The 13,861-nt window shown below is 76.7% G+C and carries 12 protein-coding genes; 10 read left to right on the top strand and 2 right to left on the bottom strand.

Annotation, left to right across the window (positions count from 1 at the left end; all coding sequences use genetic code 11):
- Positions 1–54 precede the first annotated feature (54 nt).
- Entirely contained in the window at positions 55–1,557 is a 1,503-nt protein-coding gene (locus ACFHW0_RS19565; protein WP_416609602.1) for an HtaA domain-containing protein, read from the bottom strand.
- A 182-nt stretch (positions 1,558–1,739) separates the two neighbouring features.
- Between ACFHW0_RS19565 and ACFHW0_RS19560 the strand changes: the two genes are divergently transcribed.
- From ACFHW0_RS19560 to ACFHW0_RS19515, 10 genes are all read left to right on the top strand, one after another.
- On the top strand, positions 1,740–2,567 hold the full coding sequence (locus ACFHW0_RS19560; RefSeq protein ID WP_416609600.1) for a hypothetical protein: 828 nt from the start codon (positions 1,740–1,742) through the stop codon (positions 2,565–2,567).
- Positions 2,564–3,622 (top strand): heme/hemin ABC transporter substrate-binding protein, encoded by a 1,059-nt coding sequence (locus ACFHW0_RS19555; RefSeq protein ID WP_416609598.1) that lies wholly within the window; start codon positions 2,564–2,566, stop codon positions 3,620–3,622. The genes ACFHW0_RS19560 and ACFHW0_RS19555 overlap by 4 nt, the downstream gene beginning before the upstream one ends.
- On the top strand, positions 3,619–4,707 hold the full coding sequence (locus tag ACFHW0_RS19550; protein WP_416609596.1) for a FecCD family ABC transporter permease: 1,089 nt from the start codon (positions 3,619–3,621) through the stop codon (positions 4,705–4,707). Before ACFHW0_RS19555 ends, ACFHW0_RS19550 begins: the two co-directional genes overlap by 4 nt.
- Positions 4,708–4,790: 83 nt before the next feature.
- Positions 4,791–5,585 (top strand): heme ABC transporter ATP-binding protein, encoded by a 795-nt coding sequence (locus ACFHW0_RS19545; RefSeq protein ID WP_416609594.1) that lies wholly within the window; start codon positions 4,791–4,793, stop codon positions 5,583–5,585.
- Positions 5,582–6,253 (top strand): heme oxygenase (biliverdin-producing), encoded by a 672-nt coding sequence (locus ACFHW0_RS19540; RefSeq protein ID WP_416609593.1) that lies wholly within the window; start codon positions 5,582–5,584, stop codon positions 6,251–6,253. Before ACFHW0_RS19545 ends, ACFHW0_RS19540 begins: the two co-directional genes overlap by 4 nt.
- The gene (locus ACFHW0_RS19535) at positions 6,250–6,555 is read left to right on the top strand and encodes a DUF2470 domain-containing protein (RefSeq protein WP_416609591.1); all 306 of its coding nucleotides are present in this window, start codon (positions 6,250–6,252) and stop codon (positions 6,553–6,555) included. Before ACFHW0_RS19540 ends, ACFHW0_RS19535 begins: the two co-directional genes overlap by 4 nt.
- Positions 6,556–6,743: 188 nt before the next feature.
- Positions 6,744–7,352, top strand: coding sequence for an ATP-binding cassette domain-containing protein (locus ACFHW0_RS19530; RefSeq protein WP_416609589.1), 609 nt, complete (start codon positions 6,744–6,746; stop codon positions 7,350–7,352).
- Complete coding sequence (locus tag ACFHW0_RS19525) at positions 7,349–8,647, top strand: extracellular solute-binding protein (protein WP_416609587.1); 1,299 nt, start codon at positions 7,349–7,351, stop codon at positions 8,645–8,647. The genes ACFHW0_RS19530 and ACFHW0_RS19525 overlap by 4 nt, the downstream gene beginning before the upstream one ends.
- Positions 8,644–10,407 carry an ABC transporter permease subunit gene (locus ACFHW0_RS19520; protein ID WP_416609585.1) on the top strand — a complete coding sequence of 588 codons (1,764 nt, stop codon included), beginning with the start codon at positions 8,644–8,646 and terminating at the stop codon, positions 10,405–10,407. The genes ACFHW0_RS19525 and ACFHW0_RS19520 overlap by 4 nt, the downstream gene beginning before the upstream one ends.
- Positions 10,404–12,779, top strand: coding sequence for a hypothetical protein (locus ACFHW0_RS19515; RefSeq protein WP_416609583.1), 2,376 nt, complete (start codon positions 10,404–10,406; stop codon positions 12,777–12,779). The genes ACFHW0_RS19520 and ACFHW0_RS19515 overlap by 4 nt, the downstream gene beginning before the upstream one ends.
- A gap of 44 nt (positions 12,780–12,823) precedes the next feature.
- Here the strand turns inward: ACFHW0_RS19515 and ACFHW0_RS19510 are convergent, their stop codons facing one another.
- Positions 12,824–13,855 (bottom strand): poly(3-hydroxybutyrate) depolymerase, encoded by a 1,032-nt coding sequence (locus ACFHW0_RS19510; protein ID WP_416609581.1) that lies wholly within the window; start codon positions 13,853–13,855, stop codon positions 12,824–12,826.
- Between the last annotated feature and the right edge of the window lie 6 nt (positions 13,856–13,861).

The following is a 13,861-nucleotide window of genomic DNA, read 5'->3' as shown; positions in this document are numbered from 1 at the left end:
CGGCCGGTGGGGCGGGCCGGGGAGGGCCCGCCCCACCGGTGACCCGGCGCCGACCTAGGAGAGGGTCAGGGTGAGGGTCGCGGCGTAGTCGCCCGCCGCCGCGGACACCGGCACCCCGAGGTTCAGCTGGGCACCGCAGGTGAAGGTGCCACCGCTGGCCCCGGCCGCCGAGGTGCAGAGGGCCCGGGCCGCGCCGAGGCCGGCACCGGGCGCGGCCACCGCGCCCGGGACGACCGTGCCGGGATCGCCGGCCAGCGGGTCGTCGACGGCGACAGCGCTCGGCACCCAGCCGAGGTTGTCCGCGGCGACGACCCCGCCGGTGCTGGAGGTGAAGTCGGAGACCTGCCCGACGAGACTCCAGCCGGCGTCGGTGCCCCGCAGGTCCGCCACGGTGGCGTCGTGCAGTGCCCCGCTGGCGACCTGGCCGTTGGTCACGGCCGGCAGGGCGACGGCGGAGCCGGCCACGCCCAGGGTGAGCGGGCCGCCCTTCACGGTGGCGGTGATCCGCTGCTCGGCGTCGCCCGCACCGGTGCCGGTCCCGGCGAAGGTGACCGGCGTGAAGGTGTCCTGGCTGCGGTCCGCCGAGCCGCGCGCCGCGAAGGTGATGACGTAGCACTGCACGGCGGTGCAGTCGACCCGCCTACCGGTCCTGTCGGTGTAGACCGCGCTGATCGGAAGCGTGGTGCGGAACGTGCCGTCGGCGTTGAGCCTGTCCCGCGCCTCCGTCGGCTCGTTCGTCGCGCTCACCCACTTGGTCACCTGGAGCACGCCGGCGTTGGTCCAGTGCTCGTCGACCCTGGGCCCGAACGCGACGTAGACCCCGGCCCCCCCGTTCGCGGCGGGGTCGAAGCCGGAGCCCTCGACGGTGATCGTCGCACCCGACGGGTCGAGCCCGCCGGACGGGGTGACGGCCACCGCCGGACGCGCCGGCCCGGAGCCGCCGCCGCTGGTAAACGTGAACGACACCGGGTCGAGCGCGTCACCCACGGCGTAAAAGCCGTTGAACGCCGAGGCGCCGGCGGCGGTCAGCGTCGCGGCGAGGTTGCTGCCGCTCACCGTTCCCGTGCCGCCCGGGTTCCCGCCGGAGGCGAGCGTGGCGATGGTCGCCTGCCGCACCGACACCGGTTCGGCCGCCGTGGTGACCAGGTCGACGTCGGCCTTCAGGGCGGCGGTGCCGCCGGAGATGGCGATCGTCGGGTTGGCCAGGGTGATGGTGAACATGTGCGAGGGGTACGAGAACACCACGGTACCGCCGTACTCGGCGCTGGCGGCGCCGGTGGCGGAGTCGTGGGTGCCGCCCGTCGACGGGAAGGTGAACGTGCCGTCGGCGTTGATGGTGGCGCCGTTGCTCGCCGCGATCGGCGGGTTGCCGTTGCCGCCGGAGACGTAGGTGCGGAACGACTGCTTGAAACCCCAGGTCAGGGTGCCACCGGTGATGTCGGCCTCGGCTGCCGAGGCGGGGCCGGCGCCCACGAGTGCGGTCGACAGGCCGAGGGCGACGACCGCCGCCCAGCGCATCGACTGCCGCCAGGCCTGACCGGCTCTGGATCGGACCATGCTGACTCCTTTTCTTGATCCGTTACGGACAGTCAGTAAGGTAAGGCAACCCTAAGATTGTGGCCAGCTTCGTTTGGCCCGGTTATCCGGACCGAACAACCCCTTGTGAACTGGATCTTCATAACTTAGGTTAGCCAAACCTAAGTTCTCGGCTCTCCGCCGACGCTCTCGTGAGGAGCCCGATGCGCACACCGCGTCACGTCTTCGTGGCCGCCGCCCTCGTCACCGTGGGTGTCGTCGCCGCCGCACCGCCCGCGTACGCCGGCACCGGCCGCGGCCCCGGCGGCCAGACGCTCAGCGTCAGCCCCAGCACCGGACTCGACAGGTCCGGCGCGACCGTCACCGTCTCCGGCCGCGGGTACGACGTCGCCAAGGGCATCTACGTGGCGTTCTGTGTGGACAACGGGGCCGGCGCGGTACCCAGCCCCTGCGGCGGCGGGGCCGACACGACCGGCGCGCTCGGGGCGTCGCACTGGATCTCGTCGAACCCGCCCTCGTACGGCGAGGGGCTGGCCGTGCCGTACGGGGCCGGCGGGTCGTTCCGGATCACCCTCCGGATCACCCCGACCATCGGCGACGTCGACTGCACCACCCGTCGGTGCGCGGTGGTGACCCGCACCGACCACACCCGCACCGCCGACCGTTCCCAGGACGTCCGGGTGCCGACCACCTTCGCCCGGCCAGCCCCCGCCCCGGCCAGCCCCCGCCCGGCGACATCCGGCGCCACCGCCCCGGGCCGCGCCCCGTCGGCCACCACCGGGGCACCGGGAGGCGCCGCCGCACCCGCGACCACGGCGGCCCGGTCCGCCGCCCCCGCAGGCGCCCCGGTGGCCACCGCCGCCGGGGACGGCGCCGCCCCCACCGCCGCCCCGAGCGAGCTGGCGATCAGCAGGGTGAGTACCGCCACCGAGGCCGGTCGCGGGTGGACCGTCGGCCTGGTGGTGCTCGCGCTGGCGGTCACCGCGCTGCTGGGCCTGCGCCGGTGGCGTCGCCGAGGGCAGGCCCGGTGACCGGGCATCCCCGGCGCCGCCGCCTCGTGCCGGCGGCCGCCCGCCGTTCCTCGGTCACCGCCCTGGTGGTGCTGCTCCTCGGGACCACCGCCTGCTCCGCGTCCCCCTCCGGCGCCACGCCGGCCGCGACGGCCGACTGCGGGCCGGTCACCGCCACTCTGGCCAGCACCGACGTCACCGGGTTGCGGCCGGCACCGGCACCCGCCCTGCCGACCACCGTCACCTCCGCCGACGGCACGACCGTCACCGTCACCGACGCCAGCCGCATCCTGGCGGTGAACCTCTACGGCTCCATCGCCGAGACCGTGTTCGGCCTCGGGCTCGGCGGCAACGTCATCGGACGGGACACCTCGACCACCTTCCCGGCGGCCGCGCACCTGCCGGTCGTGACCCCGGCCGGGCACGACCTCTCCGCGGAGGCGGTGCTCGCCCTGAACCCGACCGTGGTGCTCGCCGACGACAGCATCGGGCCGCCGGAGGTGCTCCGCCAGCTGCGCGCCGCCGGCATCCCCGTCGTCCTGATCGAAGCCGAGCAGACCCTCGCCGCCGTACCGGGCCACGTGCGCGCCGTCGCGGCCGCCCTCGGCGTCCCGGCCGCCGGCGAACTGCTCGTGTCCCGGGTCGAGAGCGAGATCGCGGCGGCCCGCCGGAGCGCGCCCGGGGGCCGGGCGCCCCGGATCGCCTTCCTCTATCTGCGCGGCACCGCCGGGGTCTACCTGATCGGCGGCGACGGAGCCGGCTCGGACGCGATGATCGAGGCGATCGGCGGGGTGGACGCCGGCAGCGCCGTCGGCCTGGCCAAGTTCCGCCCGCTGACCAGCGAGGGACTCATCAACGCCGCCCCGGACGTGATCCTGGTGATGAGCGCCGGGCTCGCCTCCGTCGGCGGCGTCGACGGCCTGCTGAAGCTCCCCGGCGTCGCGCAGACCCCGGCCGGCGCGGCCCGCCGGATCGTCGACATGGACGACGGCACCCTGCTCACCTTCGGCACCCGCTCCGGGCGGACCGTGCAGGCCCTAGCCGCCGCCGTGTACTCCTGCGGCAGCCCGTCGTGACCGGCGTCGACACCCCCGTCCGGCCGCCCGTGCGGCCCCCGACCAGCCGCCCGGTCCGGCGCGGTCCGCTGCTCCTCGCCGGCCTCGGCGCCGCCCTGCTGCTGATCGTCCTGGTCGCGGCGGGCCGGGGTCAGGTGCAGGTCTCCCCCGCCGAGGTGCTCGGCTCGGTCCTGCACCGGCTCGGCCTGGACGTCGGCGCCCTGCCGACGAACCCCCAGGGCGAGAACGCGCTCTGGATCGTCCGGTTCCCCCGGGTGGTGCTGGCCGCCGTGGTGGGCGCCGCGCTGGGCTGCGCCGGCGCCGTCATGCAGGGCGTCTTCGGCAACCCACTCGCCGAGCCCGGCGTCATCGGTGTCTCCGCCGGGGCGGCCGTCGGCGCGACCCTCGCCATCGTCACCGGCGTCACCGTCCTCGGTGGCTGGACCGTGCCCGCCGCCGCCTTCGCCGGGGGGTTGGCCACCACGTACGCCGTGTACCTGCTGGCCCGTTCCCGCGGCCGGACCGAGGTGGTGACCCTGGTCCTGACCGGTGTCGCGGTCAACGCCGTCGCCGGGGCGGCCATCGGACTGCTCATGTTCGTCGCCGACGAGTCCGGTGTGCAGGCCATCGCCTTCTGGAACCTCGGCAGCCTCGCGTCGGCGAACTGGTCGGCGGTCACGCTGGCCGCGCCCTGCCTGGCGGTCGGTCTCGGCGTCGCGTACGCCGACGCCCGCCGGCTCGACCTGCTCGCCCTCGGCGAGCCCGCCGCCCGGCACCTCGGGGTCGACGTGGAGCGGCTGCGGATCCGCATGATCGTGGTCACCGCGCTGCTCGGCGCCGCGGCCGTGGCCTTCACCGGCATCATCAGCTTCATCGGTCTGGTGGTGCCGCACCTGGTCCGGATGGTCGCCGGCCCGGGACACCGCGTGCTGCTGCCGGCCAGCGCGCTGGGCGGCGCGGTCGTGGTGATCGCCGCCGACCTCGCCGCCCGCACCCTGGTCGAGCACCAGGAACTCCCGCTCGGCGTGCTCACCGCGGTCGTCGGCGGGCCGGCCTTCTTCTGGCTGCTGCGCCGCACCAGGGACCGGGCCGGGGGCTGGGGGTGAGCCCGCCCGGCAACTGGGTGACGCGCGCCCGTCGCTGGGCGCCGCCCCGCGTGCCGAACCCGGCGCCGGCCGGGACGATCCGGGTGCGTGTCGCCGGCCTGCGCGTCGCCCGCGCGGGGCGGCCCGTGCTGGACGGCGTCGACCTGCTGATCCGGGCCGGCGAGGTGCACGCCCTCGTCGGGCCGAACGGGGCGGGCAAGTCCACCCTGCTCGCGGCCGTCAGTGGGGACCTGCCCGCCGTGGCCGGCACCGTGGAGATCGACGGTTCGCCCCCGACGGGCTGGACACCGGTGGAGCTGGCGATGCGCCGGGCCGTACTCCCGCAGCGCAGCACGCTGAGCTTCCCGTTCACCGTCGACGAGGTCGTGCGGATGGGACGGGCGCCGTGGGCCGGGCGACCGGAACAGGAGCGCGACGACGCGGTCGTCGCCGACGTCCTGCGGCGCTGCGACGCGACCCGGTTCGCCGACCGGCCGTACCCGGCGCTGTCGGGCGGCGAGCAGGCACGCGTCGCGCTGGCCCGGGCGCTGGCGCAGCAGGGCGCCGTGCTGTTGCTCGACGAACCGACAGCGGCCCTCGACCTGGGCCACCAGGAGCTGGTCATGCGCGTCGCGCGGGACCGGGCGCGGGCCGGCGACGCCGTGGTGGCGGTGCTGCACGACCTGACCCTCGCCGGCGCGTACGCCGACACCGTCACCCTCCTCGCCGACGGGCGGGTACGCGCCGCCGGGCCGCCGGCGGAGGTCTTCACCGCTCCCCTGCTCAGCGAGGTGTACCGGCACGACATCGAGGTCGTGCCCCACCCACGTACCCGACTACCCTTGATCGTTCCCCGACGGCGACCCACCCGGTTTTCCGTCACCCTGGAGGAGACATGAGCCCGACCAGCACCCCGTTCTCGGCCGAACTGCGGGCCGCCAGCCAGGAGGCCCACCAGGGCGCCGAGTCCCAGCGGTACGTCTCCGCCCTGGTCGCCGGCGACCTGGACCGCGCCGGCTACACCGCGCTGGTGGTGCAGCACCACGTGATCTACGAGGCGCTGGAGGGCGCCGCCGAGGCGGTGCGCCACGACCCGCTCGCCGGCCCCTTCGTCGACGACGCGCTGACCCGGCTGCCCGCCCTCGCCGCGGACCTGGAGTTCCTGCTCGGGCCCGGCTGGCGCCGACGGATCGACCCGACCCCGGCGACGGTCGCCTACGCCGCGCGCCTACGCGCGGTCTGTGCCGACTCGCCGGAGCGGTTCGTCGCGCACCACTACACCCGCTACCTCGGCGACCTCTCCGGCGGCCTGCACATCGGACGGTCGCTCGCCCGGCACTACGGGCTGACCGGGGACGCCGGGGCGGCGTTCTACCGGTTCGACCGGATCCCCAGCCCGAAGGCGTACAAGGACGCCTACCGGGCCAGGCTCGACGCCCTCCCGCTGGACGAGGAGGGTCGGGCCGCGCTGCGGACCGAGGTGCTCGTGGCGTACCGGCACAACACCGAGGTCCTCGCCGCCCTGTCGCACCTCGTGCCGACCACGGACGCGGAGGCGGCGGCGTGAGCGCCCCGTTCGGCGCCGACGTGGTCGCCGCCGTCTGCCGGCACATGAACGACGACCACGCCGGGGACTCGGTGCTCATCTGCCGCACGCTCGGCGGGCAGCCGGCGGCCACCCGGGCCCGGGCCACCGGCCTGGACGCCGAGGGGATCGAGTTCGCCGTGACCGTGGACGACATCGAGGTCCCGGTGCGGGTGCCGTTCGCCCACCGCCTGACCGAACGCGCCCAGATCCGGCAGGAGGTGGTGCGGATGTACCGGGAGGCGTGCGAGCGACTCGGGCTCCCGCCCCGCCAGTCCGGCTGACCGGACGGCGGCGCGCCGGCGCGATGCGACGCGGCGGCGCGACCGCCGCCAGCACCCACCGGCCGCCGTACCCGGTGGGCGGTCCCGACCCGGGACCCACGCCGCCACTCCACAGACGACGGTGGCGGAGCGCCGGTTGTCGCCCGGCTGTGCGACCCTGGGACCGACCGCCCCGGTCACCGGAGGTGATGGCGACGTTACGACTGTGCGAGCTCGTCGCCGTGCCCGGCGCCGCCGCGGTGACGCTCGACGTCGCCGCCGGCGCCACGGCCGCGCTGGTCGCCGCCCCGCCGGTCGGCACCGCCGTCGCCCGGGTGGTCAGCGGGCTGGCCGCGCCGGTCGCCGGCCGCGTCCTGGTCGGCGACCGGGAGGTGACCGTCCTGCCGCCGCCGCACCGCCGCATCGCCTACGTGCCGGCCGGCGGCGCGCTGCTGCCCCACCTGACCGTGCGCCGCAACATCGCCTACGGCCAGCGCCGGCGGGAACGGGTGCGGGAGATGGCCGACGCGTGGACGGCGACCGTGGTCGACCGGCTGGAGCTGGCCCCGACGCTGGGGCTGCGACCGCACCTGCTGTCGGAGGCGCAGCGGTTCCGGGTGGCGCTCGCCCGGGCGGTGGTCTGCCTGCCCGAGGTGCTCGTGATCGACCTGCCGACCGGGCCGGCCGGCGGTGGGCGGCTGACCGACCTGGTCGGCCGGCTCTCCCCGCCGGACACGCCGGGGGTCGCGGTGCTGGTGTGCACGGTCGACCCGGGCGCGCTGGGCGACGTGCCGGTCGCCGCCGAGGTGGGCGGGTGACGCCGGTGGGCCGGGCCACGCCGGCGGCGCGCCTGAGCCGCCGTACCCTGCTGCGGGCCGCCGCCGCGGCCGGCGCGGCCGGCGTCGCGGGCTGCGCCAGCACGCCGCCGGCGGTCCAGGTCGCGGTCGTGTGGAGCGGCGGCGAGCTGGCCCGTTTCCGCGAGGTCGTGGGCAACTACGGCGCCGACGTGCAGGTGATCAGCGCCGGCAACGACATCGACGCGTTCCTGCGCGCCCGCCAGCTGGCCGGCACCAGCCCCGACGTGGCGATCCTGCCCCGGTCGGGGCTGGTCGTCGAGTACGCCCGGCGCGGCTGGCTGCGCGAGCTGACCCCCGCCACCAGCTACGCCCTCCCGCCCGGCATGGCCGACCTGCTCTCCGCCGACGGGCGCCGCTACGGCGTCTGGGTCAAGGCGGCCCACAAGTCGCTGTTCTGGTACTTCCCGTCGATGCTCCCCGCGCCCCCGCGCACCTGGGACCAGCTCGTGACGCTCACCCGGCGGCTCGGCGCGCGGGCCCTCTCGGGCGACGGCCCGGCGCCGCTGGCCATCGGCGCGGCCGACGGCTGGGTGCTCACCGACTGGTTCGAGAACGTGCTCGCCGACGTGGCCCCGCCCGGCTACTACGAGGCGCTGGCACGCGGCGAGGCCGACTGGCGGAGCCCGTCGGTGCACACGGCGCTGGACCGGCTCGCCGGGCTGTGGGGCGTCGACGGCGCGTTCCCCGGCGGCGGTCGCCGGGCCCTGCTCACCCAGTACGAGGAGTCGGTGATCCAGGTGGTGCACCACCGGCGGGCGACGATGCTCTTCGAGGCCGACTTCGTCGACGACGTCAGCCGCCGGTTCCGCCGCGGCCCGGAGCAGCCGGAGACCTTCCGCTTCCCCGGCGCCCGGGTGGCCGACAGCCCGCTGATCGTCGGCGGTGACGCCGCCGTGGCGTTCGCCGGCTCGGCCCGCGGGGCGGAGCTGGTGCGCTGGCTCAGCGGCGGCTCCGCGTTCCAGCCGTGGCTGCGCGCCGGCGGCTACCTCTCCCCCAACGTGTCCGTGCCGCTGGACGACTACCGCGACCCCGTCCGCCGCCGCCTCGCCGCCGAGCTCCGCACGGCCGAGACGGTGCGCTTCGACCTCTCCGACCGGCTGCCGGGCCCGTTCACCGGCTCCGACGGGGTGGGCATCTGGCGGATCATGCAGGATTTCTTCGCCGACGTCACCGACGGGGTCCCCGCCGGCAGGGCGACCCGCCGGGCCGTCGGGCAACTGGCGGCGGCGGCCCGGTCGGCGGGTGGCGGCCGGTGAGCCGGGTCCTGGGCGAGCTGGCGGTCCTCGACGACGTCGGGCCGCCCCGGCGCGGGCGGGCCTACCCGGCGGCGGGGGCCACCTCGGCGCTGCTGCTGCCCGCCCTGCTGCTGCTCGGCGGGCTGGTGGCGTGGCCGGTGCTGCGTACGCTGCACGCCAGCGTCACCACCGACGGCCGGTGGGTGGGCGCGGAGCACTTCCGCACCGCGTTGGCCGCGCCCGGCACCGGCGCCGTGGTGGGGCGCACGCTGCTCTGGGCGCTGCTGGTGCCGGCGGTGGTCACCGTGCTGGGCTACCTGCTCGCCGCCGCCTCGCGTCGCTCGCAGGAGGGCGGGCTGGTCCGCCTCATCCTGGTGGTGCCCACCGCGCTGCCGCTGGTGGTCACCGGGGTCACCTTCCGGCTGATGTACGACCCCGACCCGGAGCGCGGGCTGGCCACCCTGGTCGCCGCGACGCTGACCGGCCGGTCGGCGGCCGACGCCCCGCAACTGCTCGGCCCCCGCCTGGTCACGGTGGCGCTGATGTCGGCGTTCGTGTGGGCGTGGGTCGGGCTGGCCGTGCTGGTGTTCCGGGCCGCCCTCGACGCGGTGCCGCCCAGCCTCGCCGACGCGGTGCGCGCCTACGGCGGCAACCGCCGCGACGTGCTCTGGGACGCGCAGTGGCGGCCGCTGCTGCTGCGCACCGTGGCGGTGGTGTTCACGCTGGCGGCGCTCGGCACCGCCAGGACGTTCGACCTGATCCTGGTCATGACGCCCGGGTCGGTACGCGACGAGGCGTCGGTGCTCGCGCTGCGGGTCTGGCAGACCTCCAACGGCGCCACCACCGGCGAGGGCGCCGCGCTCGGCGTGGTGTGGCTGGTGGCGGTGGCCGCCGGCATGCTGGTGGCGGCGCTGTTCGTGCGGCAGGCGTGGCCGCCGCCCCGGGACCCGGTGCCCGTCGCGCCCGAGCCGGTGGCGCCGACGCCGCGCCGGACGACCCGGCTGCTGGTGGCGGGCGCGGCGGTCGCCTGGCTGGTGCCGCTCGGGGTGCTGCTCGCCACCTCGCTGCACGGCGCGGTGGACGCGGCGGCCCGGGGCTGGTGGTGGAGCCCGCCCGGCCTCGACTCCTACCGGGACCTGCTGACCGGCACCGAGCTGTGGCGCACGCTGGGCTTCACGCTGGTGCTGGCGACCGTGGTCACCGCCGTGGTGCTGGGCGTCGCGCTGCTCGCCGCGTACCCGCTGGCCTGGCTGAGCGGGCCACCCGCACAGGCCACCGGGCTGCTGCTGATGGCCGCCAGCATCGTGCCGGTGCAGGTGATCGCCGGGCCGGTCAACGAGGTGCTCGGCGTGGTGCTCTCCTCGGGCACGGCGCGCGGCCTGGCGCTGGTGCACGTCGCGCTGGGCGTGCCGTTCGCCGTGCTGGTGCTGCGCAACGCGTTCGCGGACCTGCCCGCCGAGCAGGTGCGGGCGGCCCGGGTGGGCGGGCGGCACTGGTGGGGCACCCTGCGGCTGCTCGTCCGGCACAACCGCCCGGCCGTGGTGGCGGTCGCGGTGCTGGAGTTCGTGCAGGTGTGGAACGACCTGGTGGTGGGTCTGCTGTTCAGCGGGCCGGGCGCGCTGCCGCTGGGGCTGTTCCTCGCCGGCCAGACCCGGGGCTTCGCGGCCAACAGCGGGGCGCTGGCCGCCGGCTCGGTCATCGCCTCCGTCCTGCCGGTGCTGCTGGTGGTGCTGGCCCGCCGCCAGCTCGTCGCCGGCCTGGTCGCCGGGGGCGTGCGGTGACGCCGCCGGGGCCGGCCCGCCGCTCGCGGCGGCCCAGGCGGCTGAGCCTGCTGCTCGCGATCGGCGGCGTGGTCGGCGGCACGGTCAGCGCGGTCCTCGGCAACGTCACCGGCAACCTGCTCTCCGAGCTCTCCGTCACCCAGCTCGGCTCCGCCAGCGCCGGGGTGATCGTGCTCGGCCTGGCCGCCGCGATGATCGTGGAGTGGCGCCGCCAGCGGCAGCAGGCGGCGACGCCGGACGACGTGGAGGCCACACCCGCCGCCGGCGCGCCCACCCTGCCGTGGCCGGCCGGGTTCACCGGCCGGGCCGGGCACGTCGACGCGATCATCGACCTGTTGGAGAAGGAGCACGCGGTGGCGGTGGTCGGCCGGCGGGCCGTCGGCACCTCGGCCTGCGCGATCCAGGCCGCCAACCTGTGCCGGGACGACTTCCCCGACGGCCAGTACTACCTGGACCTGCGCCGGGGCGGCCGGCGGCACGACGCCCGGCAGGTGCTGACCGCGCTGGCCCGGATCCTCGGCACCCGGCCGCCGGCGTCGGGACGCGCCGACGGCCTCACCGACGCCGCCGACGAGCTGAGCGGCCAGCTCGACGGCCGGGCGATCCTCGTGGTGCTGGACAACGTGGACGACCCGGCCCAGGTCCGGCCGCTGCTGCCGCCGACCGCGCGGACGTGCCGCCTGTTGCTGGCCGGCACGGGAGCGCTGGCCGCGCTGGACGGGGTGGTGGCGCACGGGCTCGCCGAGCCCGACGCCGACGACGCCGTCGAGCTGTTCGCCGCCGCGGGCGCCACCGCGCCCGTCGCCCGGCCGCACCGCCCGGACCCGCGCACCGACCCGGCGGTACGCGCCCTCGTCGAACTCTGCGGGCGACAGCCCCGCACGGTCGCGGAGCTCGGTCGGCGTACGGCACAGCACGGATGGCGGCACACCGACGTGCTCGACGCGCTGCGCCGCGCCGTCGACACAGCCCCGCACCAGCACGTCGCCGCCTCCCCGGCGACCCTGCTGGTGACCGCGCGGGACACCGCGTACCACGCGCTCGGCGGCGAGGCGGGGCGGTTGTGGCGGCTGATGTCGCTCAGCCCGGTGCCGCTGGACCGGCCGACGCTCGCGGCGCTCGCCAACCGTCGCCCGGACGGGGTGGCCGCCCTGCTGCACGAGCTGGCCACCGGCGGGTTCGTCACCGGCGCGCCCGGCGACCGCTACGAGGTGCGCCCGCTGCTGGCCCCGTACGCCCGGATGCACCTGCGCGACGCGGAGCCGGCGCGGCGGCGGGTGGCCGCCCAGGCCCGGCTCACCCGGCACCTGGCCCGGCGGGCCGAGCGGCACGCCGCGAGCCTCGCCGTGGTCGGCTCGCCGCCGGACCGGGAGCCGACGCTGGCGCTGGACGACGACCCGTACGGCTGGTTCGACCTGCACCAGGAGCTGCTGTTGGCCGTGGTCCGGGTGCCGGCGGGCGCGGCGGAGACCCTGCCCCGCCGGGTACGCCGCTGGTGGTTCCGCCTGGCGGTGGCGCTGTGCGGCTGGCTCGCCCACGCCGAGCGGCTCGACGAGTGGGCGGAGGTGTGCCGCACGGTGCTCGCCACGCCCACGGCCGACGACCGGCCGGAGATCGCCGGCTGGGCGCACAACGAGCTGGGGGTGCTGCGCCGCCGCCGGCACGACCCGCAGGGGGCGGCGACGGCGCTCAGCCTCGCGGTGGCGGAGCGGGGCCGGCGCGGCACCGCGCAGGCGCGGATGAACCTGGGCCTGGTGCTGCTGGACCTGGGGCAGTTCGACGACGCGGTGGAGCACCTGGAGCTGTCGCGGCGGCACCGCTCCGCGGCCGACCGGGCCGGGCACGCGCTGACCGACCTGGGCCTGGGCGCCGCCCGGCTGGCCCGTGGGGAGCTGGAGGTCGCGCACCGCCACCTGGTCCGCGCGGCGAACGCCTTCCGCGCGCTCGGCGACGCCCGGGGCTACGCGGCGGCGCTGACCAACCTGGTGCTGGTGCACGCCGGGCTCGGCGAGCACCTCGACGCGGCGCAGTCGTGGCGGGCGGCGCTGCGCGAGTACGACTCCGTGGCCGATCCGACCAACCGGGCCGCCGCGCTGCTCAACGCGGGTGCCGCGCTGTTGGCCGCCACGCCGGCCCAGGCCCGGCAGGCGTACGAGATGCTGGCGGAGAGCCTGCGGCTGCGCGACGGGCGACCGACGGCCGGCCTGGGGCGGACCCTGCTGCACCTGGGCGACGCCGCGGCGGCCCTCGACGACGCCGACGAGGCCCGGCGGCACTGGGCGGACGCGGCGGGCGTCTGCGAGGAGGCGGGAGACGTCGACGGTCAGGCCGCGGCCGACGCCCGCCTGGTGGGCAGCGACGCGCCGGCCTGAGCGGAGCCCCCGCCGGGGGCCCGCCCGCGCGGCGGCGGCGCGGCTCAGCCGTCCAGCCGGCGCACCATGTTCATGATCGTCTCCAGCTGGGCGCCGCCCTTGATCGGGTAGTTGGTCGCGCCCAGGTAACCCCACCAGTCCCAGCAGCCGTTCGGGTTCGTGGCGGCGGTGCCCGCCTGCGGGTACAGCACGATCAGGTCGTTGGTGTCGGCGTACTGGTTGAGGTTCGCCCGGTCCACGAAGGCGGTGCCGACCGCGCCGTGGCCCTGGAGGCAGCCGTGCAGGGCGACGAGCAGCCGGCACGACCGTCCGGCGGCGCAGGAGGCCGGCACGTAGGCGAACCCGTCGGGGCCCATGCTCAGCCCGGGAGCCCAGCCGTTGACCGCGTACGTGTGCTGGCTGAACCGGATCAGGGTGCCGCCCAGCGGGCCGGTGTTCGGCGCCCGCACGCTGCCGAGGAGCTTGCGCAGCAGGGCGTTCTGCGGGTCGGTGCCACAGTCGGCCAGGAACGGCGAGGCGGTGGCGGCGCACCCGAGGGTCCCGTACGGGGTGACCCAGGCGTGGCCGGCCGGCGAGCCGCTGTCGTACTGCACGCTGGCACCGAAGTGCTGGTAGTAGCGGACCAGGTCGTCGGTGACGGACTTCCTGACCACGGTGTCGCCGTTGCCGTGGAAGACGTACACGGGGTCGCCGGACAGGTTGCCCACCGGGTCGACCCAGCCGTACGAGGCCCACGTCCGGGTGTACGCCTGGAGGGCGGGGACGTTCGTCGGGTACACGTTGTCGCCGCAGCCGTCGAGCGCCTGGGCGACGTTGTTCTGCGCGCAGTAGTAGGGCCCCGCGGCGAAGACCGCCGCGCCCCGGATCCGGGACGAGTGGGCGACGTGGAGCTGGGTGGCCATGTAGCCACCGGAGGAGACGCCGGCGACGTACACGCCGGAGACGTCGTAGGCGCGCAGGGTGCCGGCGACCGGGGCCTTGGTGGCCGGGGTGGCCGCCCGGGCGGGGGCCGCGGTGGTGAGGACGAGCAGCAGGGCGGTGACGAGGGCGGCGGTGGCCTTCAGCGGTGCGGTCATGGCGCT

The organism is Micromonospora sp. LOL_025 (assembly GCF_048060285.1).
Taxonomy (GTDB): Bacteria; Actinomycetota; Actinomycetes; order Mycobacteriales; family Micromonosporaceae; genus Micromonospora.
This window is presented reverse-complemented; position numbering and strand designations above follow the sequence as displayed.